Source organism: Lysobacter sp. F6437, assembly GCF_052547215.1.
Genome location: NZ_JBQWRB010000001.1, coordinates 606,506 through 624,351 on the forward strand (window position 1 = coordinate 606,506; position 17,846 = coordinate 624,351).

Consider the following 17,846-nt stretch of genomic DNA (forward strand, 5'->3'; position numbering starts at 1 on the left):
CCATGAGCGATCCCCAGTCCCACGCTCCACAGCCGCACGGCAACGGCGCGAAATACATCGCCCTGCTGCTGCTCGGACTGGTGATCGGCGCCATCTGCACGGTCATGGCCCTGCGCGCGATCGAGGCGCGCAAGGACCACTTCCACGAGAGCGTGATGCACGTGCAGTCGTGGCACATGGGCCAGATCAAGGCGGGGATCGAACAGAACCGCTGCGGCGCGACCGACAGCCTGCCGCACCTGCAGACGCTGCGCACGATGGCCAACGACCTCGAGCCGGCCTTCCCCGAGTTGCGCGACGACCAGCGCTTCGTCAAGCACTCCAGTCAGATGCGCGCCACGCTCGATGCCGCGCTGGCGCAACCGCCACTCAATTGCGAAGGCCTGGGTGCGACGGCAAAGAAGATTGGAGAGGCCTGCAAGGCCTGCCATCAGGATTTCCGGGGCTGAACGGATCGGCCCGCGATTGATCGGTTGTTCACGGGACACCGCCTAGCGTTCCGCGCATGGCAACCACGCCACCGTGCCCCGACAGGAGATCCGCATGAACATCACCCACCGCTTCAACAAGCTTGCAATCGCCTCCACTGCCGCCGGCATGCTCGCGCTGGCAGGCTGCGCAACCGGCGGTTACGGCTCGGCTGGCACCGGTTACGGTACCGGCAACTCTTACGGCAACACCACGGCCAGCTGCTACGACTGCGGCGTGATCACCAGCATCCAGCCGATCGACACCCAGAGCCGCGCGCCCAACGCGACCGGTGCCGTGCTTGGCGGCCTGGTCGGCGCAGCCGCTGGCCGCGAGTTGGCCGATGACGACAGCAAGGGCCGCCGCAACACCGCCACCGTCGCGGGCGCGGTCGCAGGTGCCGTTGCCGGCAACGCGATCCAGAACGCCAACCAGCGCAAGTACAACGTGCAGGTGCGCATGGACAACGGTCGGACCACCACGGTCACCATGAACAACGTCAACGGCTTGCAGGTCGGCTCCGCCGTCCGCGTCTCCAATGGCCAGGTGATCGCCCGCTGAGTGCTGGCCACCTGACTGACCCCGAAGACCGGCCCGTTTACGCGGGCCGGTTTTTTATTGGGGATAGGATTGCCCGAACCACCCTTCAACGGACCTGACCTCTTGGACATCCAGACCCTGTACTACGTACTTGCCGGCATCCTGATCCTGGTCGGCGTGGCCGGCACCGTGCTGCCCGCCCTGCCCGGCCTGCCCCTGGTTTTCGGCGGCATGCTGCTGGCGGCCTGGGCGGGCGGCTTCGAGCAGGTCGGCGGTTGGATGTTGCTGCTGCTGGGCGTGCTGACCGTGTTGTCGATCGGCATCGACCTGCTGGCCACCGCGATGGGCGCCAAGCGCGTCGGCGCGAGCAAGCTGGCCCTGGTGGGTGCGGTGGTCGGGACGTTCGCGGGCTTGTTCTTCGGGCCGATCGGCCTTCTGGCCGGTCCCTTCATCGGGGCGCTGGCGGGCGAGCTGATCCATGGCCGCGAGGTGCGCAAGGCCGCCCGGGTCGGCTTCGGCACGTGGCTGGGGATCCTGTTCGGCACCGTCCTGAAGATCGGGCTGGCGTTCGCGATGCTGGGGCTGTTCGCGTTCGCCTGGTTCGTATAGACCGCACGTTTTCACATCGCTGTCGTGCCGTCGCGGCGACAGTATCGGGCCTGAACGGGGGACGCCCATGCCACGCTGGAGTCGAAAGCGCATGACCTGGATCATCGTAGGGACCATCCTTGCCACCATCGTGGTGGTGGTGGTCGCGATCAACTTCGCCACGCCCGAGAAAAAGCTCGAGCGCACTGTCACCCACCACTACGCGATCGGCGACCCGCAATTCCGGCGCGAGATGTCGGTGATGATGGGGCCATCGGTACTGCCCGGGAACGAGGTCACCGCCCTCGACAACGGCGACGAGATCTTCCCGGCGATGCTGGAGGCGATCCGCGGCGCCCAGGTCTCGATCACCTTCGAGACCTACATCTACTGGTCCGGAGAGATCGGCGAGGAATTCACCGAGGCCCTGTCCGAACGTGCACGCGCCGGCATCCCCGTGCACGTCACTGTCGACTGGGTCGGCAGCATCAAGATGGACCAGGGACTGCTGGACCAGATGGAGGACGCCGGCGTCGAGCTGGAGCGCTACCGTCCGCTGCACTGGTACAACCTGGGCCGCATGAACAACCGCACCCACCGCAAGCTGCTGGTGGTGGACGGACGGATCGGCTTCACCGGCGGGGTCGGCATCGCCGACCTTTGGAGCGGCGACGCGCAGGACCCCGACCATTGGCGCGACATGCACTTCCGCATCGAGGGACCGGCGGTGGCGCAGATCCAGGCCGCGTTCAACGACAACTGGATCAAGACCACCGGCGAGGTCCTCAACGGCCCGAAATACTTTCCACCACTGCAGCCCGTGGGCGAGATGGACGCGCACCTGTTCATCGCCTCGCCCGCCGGCGGCAGCGAGAGCATGCACCTGATGTACCTGATGGCGATCGCCGCGTCGGAACAGTCCATCGACCTTGCCGCCGCCTATTTCGTGCCCGACGAGTTGATCATGCATGCCTTGCTCGCGGCCCGTAAACGCGGGGTCAAGGTCCGGGTCATGCTGCCGGGCAAGCACATCGATTCGGACGCGGTGCGGATGTCCTCCAAGGCCACGTGGGGCCCGCTGCTGCGCAACGACATCGAGATCTACGAATACCAGCCGACGATGATGCATACCAAGTTGCTGATCATCGACCAGGAACTGGTGTCGGTCGGCTCGACCAATTTCGACATCCGATCGTTCCGGCTCAACGACGAGGCCAGCCTCAACATCTACGACCATGCGTTCGCCGCGCAGATGACCGCGGTGTTCGAACGCGACCTCGAGTCCACCAAGCGCTACACCTACGAGACATGGGGCAACCGGCCGTGGACCGAGAAGCTCGCGGAGCGGGTGTTGTTGCCGATCAAATCGCAGCTGTAAGGTGACTGCATGACACGACCTGCACGCCACCGCGCCGACATGCTCCCCCTGCTTCCCGTCGCCACCGCGCTGGTGCTGGTGCTGGCGGTCGCGCCGGCGCATGCCCAGGAAGCCAGGCCCGCGACCGTCGAGGCATGCACCGCGGTCGAAATCGACGCCGCTCGGCTGGCCTGCTACGACGCCGCGATGAAGCGCGAGGGCACCAGCCCGAAGCAGGCCGACGCCCAGGCCGCCGATGCCCGCGAGTTCAAGCAGGCCGTCGCCGAGTACCGGAAGCTGGATCGCAAGTCCCTGCCCACCGGCGAACGCGCCCGTCGCGTGGTCAGCGACCTGTTCGGTTCCGAGCACGGGGCCGCCTCGCTCAACGCCAGCATCGCCAACGCCGGCAAGGGCGGCCTGCTCGACAGCCGCTGGGAACTGGCCAAGGACTCCAAGCTCGGCACGTTCAACTTCCGCGCCTACAAGCCGGTGTACCTGCTGCCCGCGTTCTGGAACAGCGACCCCAACGAACAGCCCACCTCCTCCAACCCCGACATGCCGCCGCAAACTGGATCGCTGAGCGATGTCGAGGCCAAGTTCCAGCTGAGCTTCAAGACCAAGGCGGTGGAGAACCTGTTCGGCGACAACGGCGACATCTGGATGGGCTACACCCAGACCTCGCGCTGGCAGGTCTACAACAGCGAAAACTCCCGGCCGTTCCGCGAAACCAACTACGAGCCCGAAGTCATGCTCGTGTTCCGCAACGGTTACAGCCTGGGCGGCTGGCGCGGCCGGATGCTCGGCGTGGGCATCAACCACCAGTCCAACGGCCGCGCCGACCCGCTCTCGCGCAGCTGGAACCGGGTGGTGGTGAACGTCGGTCTGGACCGCGACAACTGGGCGTTGATGCTGCGCCCCTGGTGGCGCATTTCCGATGGCGACGAGGACGAGAACCCCGGCATCGAGAACTACATCGGCCGCGGCGACGCCACCCTGGTCTACACCCGTGGCGGCCACGAATTCTCGCTGATGGCGCGGCATTCGCTGCGCGGCGGCGAGGACTCCCGCGGCGCGGTGCAACTGGACTGGGGCTTCCCGCTCACCCGTACCCTGCGCGGCCATCTGCAGGTGTTCGACGGCTACGGCGAGAGCCTGATCGACTACGACCACCGGGCCACCTACATCGGCCTGGGCGTGTCGCTGTTGGAGTGGTTCTAGGCAGCGCGTCCCGGCATCTGCGACGCGGCCGCGCTAGGCTCGGGACATCCCCCGGCACGGAGACGCGGCCATGCAGGCACGACGCATCCTTTCGCTCGACGGCGGCGGCATCCGCGGGCTGGTCAGCTGCATCTGGCTGGGCGGGGTCGAGGACGCCCTGCTCGCGGCCGGCAAGCCCGGCCTGCTGAAGAACTTCGACCTGGTATCAGGCAGTTCGACCGGCGCCATCGTCGCCTGCGGACTCGGCATCGGCCTGTCGCCCGCCACCATCTGCGAGCTCTACCGCGCCCAGCGCCACGAGATATTCCCCGGCATGGCCGAACGCCTGTGGTCGCGCGCCGGACGGTTCTTCAGCGCCGGCCCGTCCGCGCCCCGCTACGACGCCAAGGGGCTGGAGAAGGTACTGAAGAAGGTCTTCGGCAAGACCACGTTCGGCCAGTTGCAGATGCCGACGCTGGTCACCAGCTACGACACCATTTCGCGCAAGCCGGTGATGTTCAAGAACTTCAACGCCGCGCATCGCGACCTGCCTGTGTGGGAGGTCTGCCGCGCCTCGAGCGCCGCGCCGACCTACTTCCCCGCCCACGCCATGAAGATCAGCGGCCGCGGCCACGCCCTGATCGACGGTGGCGTGGTCGCCAACAACCCGACCGCCTGCGCGATCGCGGAGGCGATGCGCAAGGACCGCCGCGTCGACAACAGCCGCGACCTCGTGGTGCTGTCGGTCGGCACCGGCGAGCGCACCCGCCCCATCAGCCTGCAGTCCGCGCGCGAATGGGGCGCGCTGGAATGGGCGGTGCCGATCATCGACGTGCTGTTCGACGGCAACACCGACTCGGTCGACTACATCGCCCGGCAACTGGTCGGCGACGGCTACTTCCGCATGCAGGCCGAGTTGCTGGCCGGGCTGGACGACCTCGACGATGTCAGCGCGACCAACATCGCCGCGCTGGAGAAACTGGCTACGGATTACCTGCAAAACGCCGCCACCCGCAAGAAGCTGAAGGACCTGGCGAAGCGATTGTAGGAGCGGCTTTAGCCGCGATCGGGAGTCGGACGAGCGACCAACCATCCGATCGCGGCTGAAGCCGCTCCTACAAAAAGCGCGGCGCCTCTCAGGCCACCACCACCGGAATCTTCCCGATCCTCGCCTGCCACTCCCTTGGCCCGCTCTCGTGCACCGACGCACCGGTGCTATCCACCGCCACCGTCACCGGCATGTCCTGCACGGTGAACTCGTAGATCGCCTCCATCCCGAGGTCCTCGAACGCCACCACGCGCGCGGCCTTGATCGCCTTCGATACCAGGTACGCCGCGCCGCCGACGGCCATCAGGTAGGCCGACTGGTGCTCGCGGATCGCCTCGCGCGCGATCGGTCCGCGCTCCGCCTTGCCGACCATGCCCAGCAGTCCGGTCTGCGCCAGCACCTGCCCGGTGAACTTGTCCATGCGCGTGGCCGTGGTCGGGCCGGCCGGGCCGACAACCTCGTCGCGCACCGGGTCGACCGGGCCGACGTAATAGATGAAGCGCCCGCGCAGGTCGACCGGCAACGCCTCGCCCGCATCCAGCATCCCGACGATGCGCTTGTGCGCGGCGTCGCGGCCGGTCAGCAGGTTGCCGTTGAGCAGCAGGGTCTCGCCGGGCTTCCACGACGCGACGTCTTCCTGCGTGATCGAATCCAGATCGACGCGGCGCGCGTTCTGCGGGCTGTAGGTCAACTTCGGCCAGTCCTCCAGCGACGGCGGGTCGAGCATCACCGCGCCGCTGCCATCCAACGTGAAGTGCGCGTGCCGCGTGGCCGCGCAATTCGGAATCAGCGCCACCGGCAGGTTGGCGGCGTGGGTCGGGTAATCCTTGACCTTGACGTCGAGCACCGTGGTCAGGCCGCCCAGCCCCTGCGCGCCGATGCCCAGCGCGTTGACCTTCTCGAAAAGCTCCAACCGCAGCTCTTCGGTGCGATTGCCCGCGCCGCGCGCCTGCAGCTCGGTGATGTCGATCGGCTCCATCAGCGATTCCTTGGCCAGCAGCATCGCCTTCTCGGCGGTGCCGCCGATGCCGATGCCGAGCATGCCCGGCGGGCACCAGCCGGCGCCCATGGTCGGTACGGTCCTGAGCACCCAGTCGACGATCGAGTCGGACGGGTTGAGCATCGCGAACTTCGACTTCGCCTCCGAGCCACCGCCCTTGGCCGCGACGATCACCTCGACCGTGTTGCCCGGCACCACCTTGACGTTGACCACGCCGGGCGTGTTGTCCTTCGTGTTGATGCGCTTGCCGGCCGGGTCGGCCAGCACCGAGGCGCGCAGCTTGTTGTCGGGGTGCGCGTAGGCGCGGCGCACGCCCTCGTGGACCATGTCCTCCACGCTCATCGTCGCGTCGTCCCAGCGCACGTCCATGCCGATCTCGAGGAACACGGTGACGATGCCGGTGTCCTGGCAGATCGGCCGGTGGCCCTCGGCGCACATCCGCGAATTGATCAGGATCTGCGCGATCGCGTCCTTCGCAGCCGCCGACTCCTCACGCTCATAGGCGGCAGCGAGGCTCTTGATGTAGTCGACCGGGTGGTAGTACGAGATGTACTGCAGCGCGTCGGCGATGGACTGGATCAGGTCCTCCTGCCGGATGGTGACGGACTGGCGGACGGCGGACGGGCTTGCAGTGTGGCTCACGGCTGGCTTCGGCTTGGCGGTGGGGTCGCCATTCTAACGGGGCGCCCCGCCCGGGGCATTGCGCCCCGGGGAACACGGCGTCGGGCCGGCGTGCGGCCAGCCGCGACACGTCAGGCTCCCAGACTCAGGAGCAGCCGCCGCAGCACTCGCTGCCCTCACCGCTATGCGGCGCGGCCTCCGATGCCGAATAGCCCGCTGCCGCCAGCGCCGCCATCGCCTGCTCGGCGGTCAGCACCCCTTCCACGCGCACGCGCTTCTCGTCGGTCTTCACGGTGATCTGCGCGGTCGGGTCGGCGGCGCGGATGGCCTGCTCGATCTTGTCGCTGCACTTGTCGCAGCTGATGTCTTCCACTTCAAACAGCATGGGGTGCCTCCTGTCGATGCCCGGCCGGTGCCGGGGTGGAGACAGCTTCCGGCCGTCAGGTGAAGCGCGCCTTGATCGAGATCAGTTGAAGCGGCCTCTGCTACCGGAAAGCCCGGCGATATCGTGCCTGCAGCCGCCCTGCGAGGCTGGTTTGTCAAACCGTTGCCACCGTCAGGGAGTTTTGTATTACGACGGGCCGCGGGTACGCTGTGCGGCGATGATCCGTTTGCTTTCCCATCGCTGGTTACCGCTCCTGCGCGTTGTCGTGCTGGGGATGTTCGCGCTGGGCCTGGTGTTGCAACCGGTGATGGCGGCCGCCGGTGAGATGCACGAGTTCGCGCACGACCCGGCTGGTTCGCATGCCCACGCGCCCGATGCCGTCGACGCGGATGCGGCAGCCACTGGCGCGCAGGACGTCGGCGAGGACAGGACGTTGCACGTGCTGCTGCAGTTCGCCCACTGTTGCGGTACAACCCCTGCCCTGCTGCAGGTGTTCAAGCCGATCCTCGCGAAAACCGCGAATGGCCGCCTGGCGATCGTGAAAACACCGATGCCGCCGCAGGTGCGGCTCGCCTCGCCGTTCAAGCCTCCGATAGCCGCGTGACCGTGCCGCCGGCAGTTGCCGGCACCTGTCACATCGAACAATCGGAGCAATCCCCATGCGTTTTCGATTCGCGGCCCTCGCCGCGGTTGTCGCCGTGTGTGCCGGGGTCTTTCCCGCGCACGCTGCCGACCCCTTGACCCTGGACGACGCCGTGCAACGCGTCGCCGAGGCTCATCCCGACCTGCGCCTGTTCGGCAACCGTCGAGAAGTGCTTCAAGCCGAGCTGGACCGTGCTTCACTCCGTCCGGCGCTGGTCGCCGGTGCCAGCGTCGAGAACGCTTTCGGCACCGGTGAAGCCAGTGGCCTGGACGGCGCCGAGATCACCTTGAGCCTGGCCTCGGTGCTGGAGCGCGGTGGAAAGCTCGATGCGCGGCGGACGCTCGCGCAAAGCCGGATCGACACGCTGGCGGTCGAGCGCGAAGCGCAGCGGCTGGATCTGCTGGCCGAGGTGGCGCGACGCTACGTGGCGATCGTCGCGGCTCGGCGGCAAGGCGCGATCGCGCAGCGCGACATCGACCAGCGCGAACGCATTGTCGCCGAGGCACGCAAGCGCTTGCAGGCGGGCGCCTCGCCCGAGTCGGTGGTGTTCACCGCGCAGGCCGCGCGTGCCCGCGCCGAACTCGACCGGGCACGCGCGCGACAGCGTGCAGTGGCGGCCCGCCAGCACCTGGCGGCGTTATGGGGCGAACGTGCCCCCACGTTCGAGGTGGTGGACAGCGATCCGCTGGCGCTGCCCGAGGTGCCCGAGTTCGCGGTGTTGGCCGATTGGCTGTCGCGCACACCGGAGCTGGCGCAGTTCGTCGGTGAACGCCGCATCCGCGAGGCACGGCTGCAACTGGCCCGCAGCCAGGCCACGCCGGACCTCGACTGGCAGCTCGGCGTGCGCCGGCTGCAAGCCAGCGATGACTTCGGCTTGATTGGCAGCATCTCGATCCCGCTGGGCAGCGCGGGCCGGGCCGCACCCGCCATCCGTTCCGCGAACGCCGAACTGGCCGCGCTGGAGATCGAGCGCGAGGCTGCGGGCCTGTCGCTCTACTCCACGCTGGCCGAAGCCCACGGCCGCTACCGCGTCGCGCAACTGGAAGTCACGCGGCTCGGCGCGGATGTGCTGCCGCGACTGGCGAAAGCCGAAGCCGCCGCCGCGAAGGCGTACCGGGCCGGTGCGACCAGCTATCTGGAATGGGCCACGCTGCAGGCTGAGCGCACCGATGCGCGAAAGCAGCAACTCGGCGCCGCGCTCGAAGCCCAGCGCGCCCTGATCGAAATCCAGCGGCTCACCGGCCAGCCATTCATCGCCGGAACCCCGCTGCAGCCCCAACAAGGAGACAACCCGTGAAGCCTGTCCATCTGATCGGCGCGCTTGCGCTCACCCTGGCGCTGGCCGCTTGCGGCGGTGAGAGCGGCAACGGCGACGCCCACGTCGAGGCTGCCGGACACGACGAGCACGCAGCGCAAGACGAACACGGCCACGAAGAGGCTGGCCATGGCGAAGCCGCCAACACGCGCATCCCGGCCGCAATCGCCGAACGCTCCGGCATCGAAGTCGCTCCGGTCGGCTCCGGCGTGATCGCCGACGAGCACGAAGTCCAGGGGCTGCTGACGCCGATCGACGGCCGCGTGGCTGAAGTTGCCGCGCGTTTTGCCGGCCCGGTCCGTGCACTGCGTGCCAACGTCGGCGACGCCGTGCACGCCGGACAGCCGCTGGCGACGATCGAAAGCAACCAGAGCCTGAGCAACTACACCGTCAGCGCGCCGATCTCCGGCGTGGTGACCGCGCGCCACGCGTCGGTCGGCGGTCTGGCGGCCGAGGGCATGCCGCTGTTCGAGATCGCCGACCTCTCGCAGCTTTGGGTCGACCTGCACATCTTCGGCGCCGATGCCCAGCACATCGGTGCCGGCGTGCCGGTGCGGATCACCCGCATGAGCGACGGCAAGACGGTCGAAACCGAACTCGAACGCGTGCTGCCGGGCATCGCGACCGCCAGCCAGAGCACCGTCGCCCGCGCCACCATCGACAACGCCGACGACCTGTGGCGGCCGGGCTCGGCGGTCAAGGCGCGGATCACGGTCGCTCGGCAGCCGGTGGACCTGATGGTGCCGCTGTCGGCGCTGCAGACCATGGACGGCGAAGAAGTCGTGTTCGTGCGCGATGGCGACACTTACCAGGCGCGGCCGGTCGAACTCGGCGCGCGTGATGCGCAGCGTGTGCAGATCACCGGCGGGCTGCGCAAGGGCGAGCAGGTGGTGGTCGACGAGAGCTACCTGATCAAGGCCGACATCGAGAAGGAAGGGGCCGAGCATGCGCACTGAGCGTGGCCCGCACCAGGCCGGCGTGCTGGAACGGATCGTCCGTTTCTCGATCCGGCATCGCTGGATGATGCTGGTGCTGACGCTGGGATTGATCGGCATCGGCATCTGGAGCTTCACCCGTCTTCCGATCGATGCCACCCCCGACATCACCAACGTCCAGGTGCAGATCAACACCGAAGCGCCTGGCTACTCGCCGCTGGAGTCCGAGCAGCGCGTCACCTACCCGATCGAAACGGCGCTGGCCGGCATCCCGCGGCTCGACTACACGCGCTCGCTGTCGCGGTACGGGTTGTCGCAGGTCACGGTGGTGTTCGAGGACGGGACCGACCTCTACTTCGCGCGCCAGCAGGTCGCCGAGCGGCTGCAACAGATCAAGGCGCAGATCCCGGACGGGCTGGAGCCGCAGATGGGACCGATCTCGACCGGACTCGGCGAGATCTTCATGTACACGCTCGATGCCGACCCGGAGGCGCGCAAGCCCGACGGCACGCCGTGGACCGCGACCGACCTGCGCACGCTGCAGGACTGGGTGATCCGGCCGCAGATGCGCAACACCCCCGGCGTCACCGAGGTCAATACGCTGGGCGGCTACGAGCGGCAGATCCACATCACCCCGGACCCGTCGAAACTGGTCGCGCTGGGCTTCACCCTGCAGGACATCGTCGAGGCCGTCGCGGCCAACAACCAGAACACCGGTGCCGGCTACATCGAGCGCAACGGCCAGCAGTACCTGGTGCGCGTGCCCGGCCAGGTCGGCGGAGCGGACGGCCATGCGCTGCAGGAGATCGGCAGCATCGTGCTCGATCGCCGCAACGGCTTGCCGATCCGCGTCGCGGATGTCGCCACCGTCGGCGAAGGCCCGGAGCTGCGGACCGGCGCGGCCACCCAGAACGGCGAGGAAACCGTGCTTGGCATCGTCTCGATGCTGGTCGGCGCCAACAGCCGCGAGGTCGCGCAAGCGGCGGCCACCCGGCTGGAAAATGCCAGCGCCAGCCTGCCCGAGGGCGTCGAGGCGACGGCGGTCTATGACCGCACCGAACTGGTCGACCGCACCATCGCGACGATCTCCAAGAACCTGGTCGAGGGCGCGCTGCTGGTCGTGGTGGTGCTGTTCCTGCTGCTCGGCAACGTTCGCGCGGCGGTGATCACCGCGGCGGTGATTCCATTGGCAATGCTGTTCACGATGACCGGCATGGTGCGGGGCGGCGTGTCCGGCAACCTGATGAGCCTGGGCGCGCTCGATTTCGGCCTGATCGTCGACGGTGCGGTGATCATCGTCGAGAACTGCCTGCGCCGGTTTGGCGACATGCAGCACCGGCTCGGCCGTGTGATGAGCGACGAGGAACGCACCGACCTGACCGCCGCGGCGACGGTCGAGGTGATCCGCCCCAGTCTGTTCGGCCTGTTCATCATCGCGGCGGTGTACGTGCCGGTGTTCGCGCTCACCGGGATCGAAGGGAAGATGTTCCATCCGATGGCGATCACCGTGGTGCTGGCGTTGACCGGTGCGATGGTGCTGTCGCTGACGTTCGTGCCGGCCTCGATCGCGCTGTTCCTGAAAGGCCGGGTCGAGGAAAAGGAGAACCGGGTCATACAGTGGAGCCGGCGCCGCTATGCGCCGCTGCTGGGCTGGTCGCTGCGCCATCGCGGCTGGGTGTTGGGCGGCGCGCTGGTGCTGGTGGCGGCCTGCAGCCTGCTGGCGACGCGCCTGGGCAGCGAGTTCATCCCGAGCCTCGACGAAGGCGACATCACCATGCACGCGATCCGCATTCCGGGTACCGGCATGGAGCAATCGGTGAAGATGCAGATCGCGGTGGAGAACGCGGTCGCGGAGATCCCCGAGGTCGCGTTGGTCTTCAGCAAGATCGGCACCGCGGAGGTGGCCAACGATCCCATGCCGCCGAACGTGGCCGACACCATGATGATGATGAAGCCGCGCGAGGACTGGCCCGACCCGCGCAAGCCCAAGACGCAGTTGATCGAGGAAATCCGGGCCGTGGTCGCGCAGGTCCCGGGCAACAACTACGAGTTCACCCAGCCGATCGAGATGCGCTTCAACGAGCTGATTTCCGGCGTGCGCGCGGATGTCGCGATCAAGGTGTTCGGCGATGACCTGGACACGCTGGTGGAGACCGCCGAACGGATCGAGACGGTCGCGCGCCAGATCGAGGGTGCGATGGACGTCAAGACCGAACAGGCCACCGGACTGCCACTGCTGACGGTGGTGCCGGACCGGGCCGCACTGGCGCGCTACGGGCTCAACCCCGGCGACGTGCAGCAGGTCGTCGCCACGGCCGTGGGCGGCCAGGTCGCCAGCCAGTTGTTCGAGGGCGACCGGCGCTTCGACATCGTGGTGCGCCTGCCGGAGCACCTGCGCAAGGACCCGGCGGCGCTGGCTGACCTGCCCATCCCCCTGCCCGGCGATGGCGCCACGGCCAATGCCGACGAGTCCAGCCGCGATCCGGCCTGGTCGACCCACCCACCGCAGACCGTGCCCCTGCGCGAGGTGGCCACGATCAGGACCGTCCTCGCACCGAACCAGGTCAACCGCGAGAACGGCAAGCGCCGCGTGGTGGTGACCGCCAACGTGCGTGACCGCGACCTCGGCGGTTTCGTCGCCGAACTGCAGACGCGCATCGCCGACCAAGTCGACATTCCGCAGGGCTACTGGGTCGGCTACGGCGGCACGTTCGAGCAATTGATCTCGGCCAGAAACCGCCTTGCGATCGTGGTGCCGGTCACGCTGGTGATGATCTTCGGCCTGCTGTTCATGGCGTTCGGGTCGGCGCGGGACGCCGGCATCGTGTTCAGTGGCGTGCCGCTGGCGTTGACCGGCGGCGTGGTCGCCCTGGCGTTGCGCGATATTCCGCTGTCGATCACCGCCGGCGTCGGCTTCATCGCGCTGTCGGGCGTGGCGGTGCTCAACGGTCTGGTGATGATTGCGTTCATCCGCAAACTGCGCGAACAGGGCATCCCACTGGACGACGCCATCGTCGACGGTGCGCTCGGCCGCCTGCGCCCGGTGCTCATGACCGCGCTGGTGGCGTCTCTGGGCTTCGTGCCGATGGCGTTCAACGTCGGCACCGGTTCGGAGGTGCAACGGCCGCTCGCAACCGTGGTGATCGGCGGCATCGTGTCCTCGACCTTGCTGACGCTGCTGGTGCTGCCCGCCCTGTACCGTTGGCTGCACCGCGACGGGGATATGCCGCGCGAGACCCTGGAGACCTGACATGGGCGATTCCTGCTGCAGCGGTACCGTCGACCTGCGCGCCATGCAGGCGAAGCAGCGCCGCGTGCTGATGATCGTGCTGGCGATCAACCTCGCCACGTTCGCGATGATGTTGTCGGCGGCGATCTACGGCGGTTCCTCGTCGTTGCTGTCGGGCAGCCTGGACAATCTGGGCGACGCACTGACCTACCTGCTGAGCCTTGCGGTCATCGGCGCCAGTGGGCGCGCCAAGGCCAGGGTCGCGTTGTTCAAGGGCCTGTTGATCTTCGGGGCCGCGGTAGCGGTGGCGGTGCAGATCGGCTGGCGACTGAGGCACCCGGGCGTGCCGATCTTCGAGGCGATGGGCGTCGCCGCGCTCGCCAACCTCGCCTTCAATGGCGTCTGCCTGTGGATGCTGACGCCGTACCGGCACGGCGACGTCAACATGGCTTCGGCGTGGGAATGCTCGCGCAACGATGTCTACGAGGGATGTGCGGTGCTGCTGGCAACCGCCGGGGTGTGGTGGTTCGACGCCGGCTGGCCGGACCTGCTCATTGGCGCTGCGCTGCTGTTGTTGTTCCTGGGATCGGCGTGGCGGGTGCTGCGGTCGGGATGGCGCAGCTATCGGGCGGCTTGAGTTGCGACCGACCATTTGTGGTGCCGGACCTGCGACGCTGCATCCCTGCCCCGGGACCGCCGCTCGCAACAACGCCCCGGTCGAAAGGCCGGGGCGCCTGTGGAGAACTATCTGCTCACGCGAGCGAGCCACCCGCGTGGATTGTCTCAACGTTGCTGGTCGCGTCCGTGCTGACCTTGGTTCTTCTGGTTGCCCTGCTGCTGGGCGCGAGTCTGCTGCGCCTGTCCCTGCTGCTGGTCCCTGGCCTGGCCCTGGGCCTGCTGATGCTGTTTGTCCTGGCCGGTGCCCTGGCGCGGAGCATTCTGTTCGTTCGGGTTTTTCACGGTGGTTACTCCTTGGGGGGAGGGAGCCGGCGAACCGGCGGGTGCTGCGTCATGCGACTAGCAGACGCCCGCCACGGTTACGCAGCCGTGAGCCGCAAGGGATGAAAGCATTGGTTCCACGCGTTCATCAATTTGACTGGGCAGATGCGCAGGTCGCAACGAAATATTGCCGCACCATAGCCGGCGCATCCGCGGCTGCGGTGCCTCAGAACAGAGAAGGCTGCGGCGGTTCGGGAGCCGAGTAATCCAGCTTGCCGCCGACAATCCTTGCGGCGGAGGTGTACGGATGGGTGTCCTGCTTGCCGGGCGCCATCAGGTGGATCACTTCCCAGCCATGCACCTTGAAGTCGTCCGAGATCAACCCGCGATGGCACTGCCACCACAGGGCTTCGGCGCACATGATGGCCACGCGCTTGTCGGCGGCGCGCTTCGCCAACCGATCCCGCGCGGCTTGCCACGGCTGCGTTTCCATGTAGTCGGCGTAACCGCGGAAACTGGCATTTCGCCATGCGGTGTTGTGGGTATCGGGGTCGGCCTTGCGCCGGCCGCCCAGGTCGGGCGCGGCGACATACTCGATGCCGGCGGTCGGCAGTTCGCGCGCCATCGTCTCGCCGGAGAACTGTGGGTTGCGACGCGAGCCGGCAAACCGCCGCACGTCCACCAATGCCCCGATGCGGGCGTCGCCGAGCATGTCCAGGAATACCTCCCACGGCCTGGTGGAGTGGCCGATGGTCCACAACGTGCCTTTGGCGGTGTCGTCCGTTGCCATGCGGGCATGGTGCCGCACGAGCAGTGAAGCGACGTTGACGCGCCTGCGTCTAGGCTGCGGTGATTCCCGTGGAAAGCAGAGTGCAGAGCGAGATGAACCCGACCCATGCCACCGACGCCACTGACTCCAGCCCCGCGGGCGACGGATACGTAAAAGACGCCCGCTTAAAAGACGCCTATACAGCGCAAAGCGGAATGGCGCGTACCGCGAAGATCCTGCAGTTCCTGCTCAAGTACCGCAATGCCGGCGTGTTCAACGGACTCGACCTGGATGCCGCGACCGTCGAGCACGACGTCGCAGTGCCGACCGACGGCAAGCCCGAGCAGTTCGTCACCGACCTGGAGGCCCTTGGCCCGACCTTCGTCAAGATCGGCCAGGCCCTGTCGACCCGCCCCGACATGGTTCCGCCCGAGTACCTGACGGCGTTGGAGCGCATGCAGGACCACGTGGCCCCGCTCGACTTCCCGGTGATCCGCCAGGCCGTCGAGGATGCACTCGGCGTGCGGCTGAGCCAGGCCTATGTGACCTTCGACGAGACGCCGCTGGGCTGTGCGTCGCTGGCGCAGGTGCACCGCGCGACCCTGCGCGGCGGCCGCGAGGTGGCGGTGAAGGTGCAGCGGCCGCACGCGCTGGAACAGATCCGCGCCGACCTGGACGCGCTCGCCTCGATCGCCGGCAGGGTCGACCACGCGACCGACCTCGGCCGCCGGCTGCGCTTCGCCGACTGGATCCACGAGTTCCGCAAGACCCTGATGGCGGAACTGGACTACCGCACCGAGGCGGAGAACCTCGACCGCTTTGCCCGGCATTTCGAGGGCTACCCGCAGTTGCTGGTGCCGGCCCCGGTGTGGGACCTGACCCGCACGCGCGTGCTGACCATGGACCTGGTGACCGGCACCAAGGTCACCGGGATCAGCGGCGTGCGCCGCACCGAGCAGCCGATGGGCGAGCTGGCCGAAGCGCTGATGCGCGGCTACCTCGACCAGACCTTCGTGCACGGCGAGATCCATGCCGACCCGCACCCCGGCAACCTGCTGGTCACCCCCGACGGGCGACTGGCGATCTTCGACCTCGGCATGGTCGCGCACGTGCCGCCCCGGCAACGCGACCGGTTGTTGAAGCTGCTGTTCGCGGCGGTCGACGGGCGCGGCGAAGAAGTTGCCGGCGAAGCAATCGCGATGGGCACCCGGCTGGAGGATTTCGACGAGGAAAGCTACCTGCGCGAGGTCGGCCAGCTGGTCTCCCGCTATGCCGCCCACCATGCCATCCGCAGCGGCACGCAAACGCTGTCGGAAGGCCGGCTGGTGCTGGACCTGACCCGCATCGCCACCGCCTGCGGCCTGCGCACCCCGCCGGAGCTGAGCCTGCTGGGCAAGACGCTGCTGACACTGGAATCGGTGTGCCTGGCGCTGGACCCGGGCCTCGATGTCAAGAAGGTGGTGGAACACCACCTCGAACACGTCATGCGCGCGCGAGTGAAGAAGTCGCTGTCGCCAACCAACCTGGCCGGCGAACTGATCGAGATGCAGGCGCTGCTGCGCGAGGCCCCGCGGAAAGTGTCGGACGTGCTCTCGTTGCTGGCCGACAACCGCATGCAGGTGCGCGTGTGCGGGTTCGAGGACTCGCAGATCCTCGAAGCGCTGCAGAAGATCGCCAACCGGGTCGCGGCCGGCGTGGTCACCGCCGCGTTGATCATCGCCTCGGCAATGATGATGCGGGTCGACACCGCCGGCCCCACCCTCCTGGGCTACCCCGCGATCGCGCTGGTGCTGTTCCTGGTCGGCGCGGGGCTGGGCATCACTATCATTATCAGCGCCCTGCTGCGCGACCGCCGCGCCAAGCCGCACGAAGAACGCGGGCCGCGCTGACGCCATTGCAAGGTCGTCCCGACGGGACGTTGGCCCGGCATCGGCCGTTCCCCCGCCACTCCGCTAAAATAGGCGGTTCCCCGCACTGCCCGACCCAGCATGTCCTCTGCCTTCGGCACCGAAACCGTGCTCGACGTCCGCCACTGGACCGACGACTACTTCAGCTTCACCACCACCCGCGACTCCGGCTTCCGTTTCGACAACGGCCAGTTCGTGATGATCGGGTTGCCGGTCGAGCAGCCCGACGGCAGCAGCAAGCCGCTGCTGCGCGCCTACTCCATCGCCAGTGCCAACTGGGAGGAGCAGCTGGAGTTCTTCAGCATCAAGGTGCCCGACGGTCCGCTGACCTCGCGGCTGCAGCACATCAAGCCCGGCGACACCATCCTGCTGGGCCGCAAGCCAACCGGCACCCTGCTGATCCACGACCTGCACCCGGGCCGCAACCTGTACCTACTGGGCACCGGCACCGGCTTCGCGCCGTGGCTGTCGATCATCAAGGACCCGGAGACCTACGAGCGCTTCGAACGCGTGATCCTGTGCCAGGGCGTGCGCCATGCGCGCGACCTGGCCTATCGCGACTACGTAGAGAAGGAACTGCCGCACCACGAGTTCCTCGGCGAGGTGATCGGCCACAAGCTGCGCTACTTCCCGGCGGTGACCCGGGAAGCCTTCACCTACGGGGGTCGCGACCACCGTGGCCGCATGACCGACATGATGGCGACCGGCCAGATGATGCAGCACCTCGGCATCGAGCCGCTGGACCCCGCGCACGACCGCGCGATGATCTGCGGCAGCCCGCAGATGCTGGCGGACTTCCGCGCCTTGCTCGATGGCCGTGGCTTCAGCGCCGCGCCGCGGATCGGCACGCCGGGGCAGTACGTGTTCGAACGCGCGTTCGTCGAAAAATAGCGACTGTCAACGGG

The 17,846-nt window shown here is 67.8% G+C and carries 17 protein-coding genes; 13 read left to right on the forward strand and 4 right to left on the reverse strand.

What is annotated here, in order from left to right; genetic code table 11:
- Positions 1-2: 2 nt before the first annotated feature.
- From ACT9F5_RS02710 to ACT9F5_RS02735, 6 genes are all read left to right on the forward strand, one after another.
- Positions 3-449, forward strand: a complete 447-nt coding sequence (locus tag ACT9F5_RS02710) for a hypothetical protein (RefSeq protein ID WP_445118387.1) — start codon at positions 3-5, stop codon at positions 447-449.
- Positions 450-543: 94 nt separating this feature from the next.
- A complete protein-coding gene (locus tag ACT9F5_RS02715) occupies positions 544-1,029 on the forward strand; it encodes a glycine zipper 2TM domain-containing protein (RefSeq protein ID WP_445118388.1) in 486 nt (161 codons plus the stop codon).
- Between the two features lie 102 nt (positions 1,030-1,131).
- Positions 1,132-1,617, forward strand: coding sequence for a DUF456 family protein (locus tag ACT9F5_RS02720; protein WP_445118389.1), 486 nt, complete (start codon positions 1,132-1,134; stop codon positions 1,615-1,617).
- A gap of 91 nt (positions 1,618-1,708) precedes the next feature.
- Positions 1,709-2,974, forward strand: coding sequence for a phospholipase D-like domain-containing protein (locus ACT9F5_RS02725; RefSeq protein ID WP_445118390.1), 1,266 nt, complete (start codon positions 1,709-1,711; stop codon positions 2,972-2,974).
- A 9-nt stretch (positions 2,975-2,983) separates the two neighbouring features.
- Positions 2,984-4,171: a phospholipase A gene (locus ACT9F5_RS02730; RefSeq protein ID WP_445118391.1), complete on the forward strand. Its 1,188-nt coding sequence runs from the start codon at positions 2,984-2,986 to the stop codon at positions 4,169-4,171.
- Between the two features lie 70 nt (positions 4,172-4,241).
- The gene (locus ACT9F5_RS02735) at positions 4,242-5,198 is read left to right on the forward strand and encodes a patatin-like phospholipase family protein (RefSeq protein ID WP_445118392.1); all 957 of its coding nucleotides are present in this window, start codon (positions 4,242-4,244) and stop codon (positions 5,196-5,198) included.
- Positions 5,199-5,286: 88 nt separating this feature from the next.
- Here the strand turns inward: ACT9F5_RS02735 and ACT9F5_RS02740 are convergent, their stop codons facing one another.
- Positions 5,287-6,840 carry a FumA C-terminus/TtdB family hydratase beta subunit gene (locus ACT9F5_RS02740; RefSeq protein ID WP_445118393.1) on the reverse strand — a complete coding sequence of 518 codons (1,554 nt, stop codon included), beginning with the start codon at positions 6,838-6,840 and terminating at the stop codon, positions 5,287-5,289.
- 124 nt (positions 6,841-6,964) lie between these two features.
- Positions 6,965-7,204 carry a cation transporter gene (locus tag ACT9F5_RS02745; RefSeq protein ID WP_445118394.1) on the reverse strand — a complete coding sequence of 80 codons (240 nt, stop codon included), beginning with the start codon at positions 7,202-7,204 and terminating at the stop codon, positions 6,965-6,967.
- A 217-nt stretch (positions 7,205-7,421) separates the two neighbouring features.
- Here ACT9F5_RS02745 and ACT9F5_RS02750 point away from each other — a divergent pair, with 217 nt between their 5' ends.
- From ACT9F5_RS02750 to ACT9F5_RS02770, 5 genes are read left to right on the forward strand one after another with little or no spacing between them, the layout of a single operon-like run.
- Positions 7,422-7,808 carry a hypothetical protein gene (locus tag ACT9F5_RS02750; protein WP_445118395.1) on the forward strand — a complete coding sequence of 129 codons (387 nt, stop codon included), beginning with the start codon at positions 7,422-7,424 and terminating at the stop codon, positions 7,806-7,808.
- A 55-nt stretch (positions 7,809-7,863) separates the two neighbouring features.
- Positions 7,864-9,144 (forward strand): TolC family protein, encoded by a 1,281-nt coding sequence (locus ACT9F5_RS02755; RefSeq protein ID WP_445118396.1) that lies wholly within the window; start codon positions 7,864-7,866, stop codon positions 9,142-9,144.
- Positions 9,141-10,118, forward strand: coding sequence for an efflux RND transporter periplasmic adaptor subunit (locus tag ACT9F5_RS02760; protein WP_445118397.1), 978 nt, complete (start codon positions 9,141-9,143; stop codon positions 10,116-10,118). Before ACT9F5_RS02755 ends, ACT9F5_RS02760 begins: the two co-directional genes overlap by 4 nt.
- A 22-nt stretch (positions 10,119-10,140) precedes the next feature.
- Entirely contained in the window at positions 10,141-13,347 is a 3,207-nt protein-coding gene (locus ACT9F5_RS02765; RefSeq protein ID WP_445119482.1) for a CusA/CzcA family heavy metal efflux RND transporter, read from the forward strand.
- 1 nt (position 13,348) lies between these two features.
- On the forward strand, positions 13,349-13,963 hold the full coding sequence (locus ACT9F5_RS02770; protein ID WP_445118398.1) for a cation transporter: 615 nt from the start codon (positions 13,349-13,351) through the stop codon (positions 13,961-13,963).
- A 146-nt stretch (positions 13,964-14,109) separates the two neighbouring features.
- On the opposite strand, the gene ACT9F5_RS02775 is transcribed toward ACT9F5_RS02770, so the two are convergent.
- Both ACT9F5_RS02775 and ACT9F5_RS02780 read right to left on the reverse strand, forming a co-directional pair.
- Positions 14,110-14,286, reverse strand: coding sequence for a hypothetical protein (locus ACT9F5_RS02775; RefSeq protein ID WP_445118399.1), 177 nt, complete (start codon positions 14,284-14,286; stop codon positions 14,110-14,112).
- Between the two features lie 205 nt (positions 14,287-14,491).
- Positions 14,492-15,055 (reverse strand): DUF488 family protein, encoded by a 564-nt coding sequence (locus ACT9F5_RS02780; protein ID WP_445118400.1) that lies wholly within the window; start codon positions 15,053-15,055, stop codon positions 14,492-14,494.
- An 80-nt stretch (positions 15,056-15,135) separates the two neighbouring features.
- Between ACT9F5_RS02780 and ACT9F5_RS02785 the strand changes: the two genes are divergently transcribed.
- Both ACT9F5_RS02785 and ACT9F5_RS02790 read left to right on the forward strand, forming a co-directional pair.
- Positions 15,136-16,923 (forward strand): AarF/UbiB family protein, encoded by a 1,788-nt coding sequence (locus tag ACT9F5_RS02785; protein ID WP_445119483.1) that lies wholly within the window; start codon positions 15,136-15,138, stop codon positions 16,921-16,923.
- Between the two features lie 99 nt (positions 16,924-17,022).
- Positions 17,023-17,832 carry a ferredoxin--NADP reductase gene (locus ACT9F5_RS02790; protein WP_445118401.1) on the forward strand — a complete coding sequence of 270 codons (810 nt, stop codon included), beginning with the start codon at positions 17,023-17,025 and terminating at the stop codon, positions 17,830-17,832.
- Positions 17,833-17,846 lie beyond the last annotated feature (14 nt).

Bases quoted from the DNA above. Each gene is read 5' to 3' on its own strand.
- ACT9F5_RS02710 (WP_445118387.1), top strand. From the start codon at position 3: ATGAGCGATCCCCAGTCCCACGCTCCACAGCCGCACGGCAACGGCGCG.
- ACT9F5_RS02715 (WP_445118388.1), top strand. From the start codon at position 544: ATGAACATCACCCACCGCTTCAACAAGCTTGCAATCGCCTCCACTGCC.
- ACT9F5_RS02725 (WP_445118390.1), top strand. From the start codon at position 1,709: ATGACCTGGATCATCGTAGGGACCATCCTTGCCACCATCGTGGTGGTG.
- ACT9F5_RS02730 (WP_445118391.1), top strand. From the start codon at position 2,984: ATGACACGACCTGCACGCCACCGCGCCGACATGCTCCCCCTGCTTCCC.
- ACT9F5_RS02735 (WP_445118392.1), top strand. From the start codon at position 4,242: ATGCAGGCACGACGCATCCTTTCGCTCGACGGCGGCGGCATCCGCGGG.
- ACT9F5_RS02745 (WP_445118394.1), bottom strand. From the start codon at position 7,204: ATGCTGTTTGAAGTGGAAGACATCAGCTGCGACAAGTGCAGCGACAAG.
- ACT9F5_RS02750 (WP_445118395.1), top strand. From the start codon at position 7,422: ATGATCCGTTTGCTTTCCCATCGCTGGTTACCGCTCCTGCGCGTTGTC.
- ACT9F5_RS02755 (WP_445118396.1), top strand. From the start codon at position 7,864: ATGCGTTTTCGATTCGCGGCCCTCGCCGCGGTTGTCGCCGTGTGTGCC.
- ACT9F5_RS02770 (WP_445118398.1), top strand. From the start codon at position 13,349: ATGGGCGATTCCTGCTGCAGCGGTACCGTCGACCTGCGCGCCATGCAG.
- ACT9F5_RS02780 (WP_445118400.1), bottom strand. From the start codon at position 15,055: ATGGCAACGGACGACACCGCCAAAGGCACGTTGTGGACCATCGGCCAC.
- ACT9F5_RS02790 (WP_445118401.1), top strand. From the start codon at position 17,023: ATGTCCTCTGCCTTCGGCACCGAAACCGTGCTCGACGTCCGCCACTGG.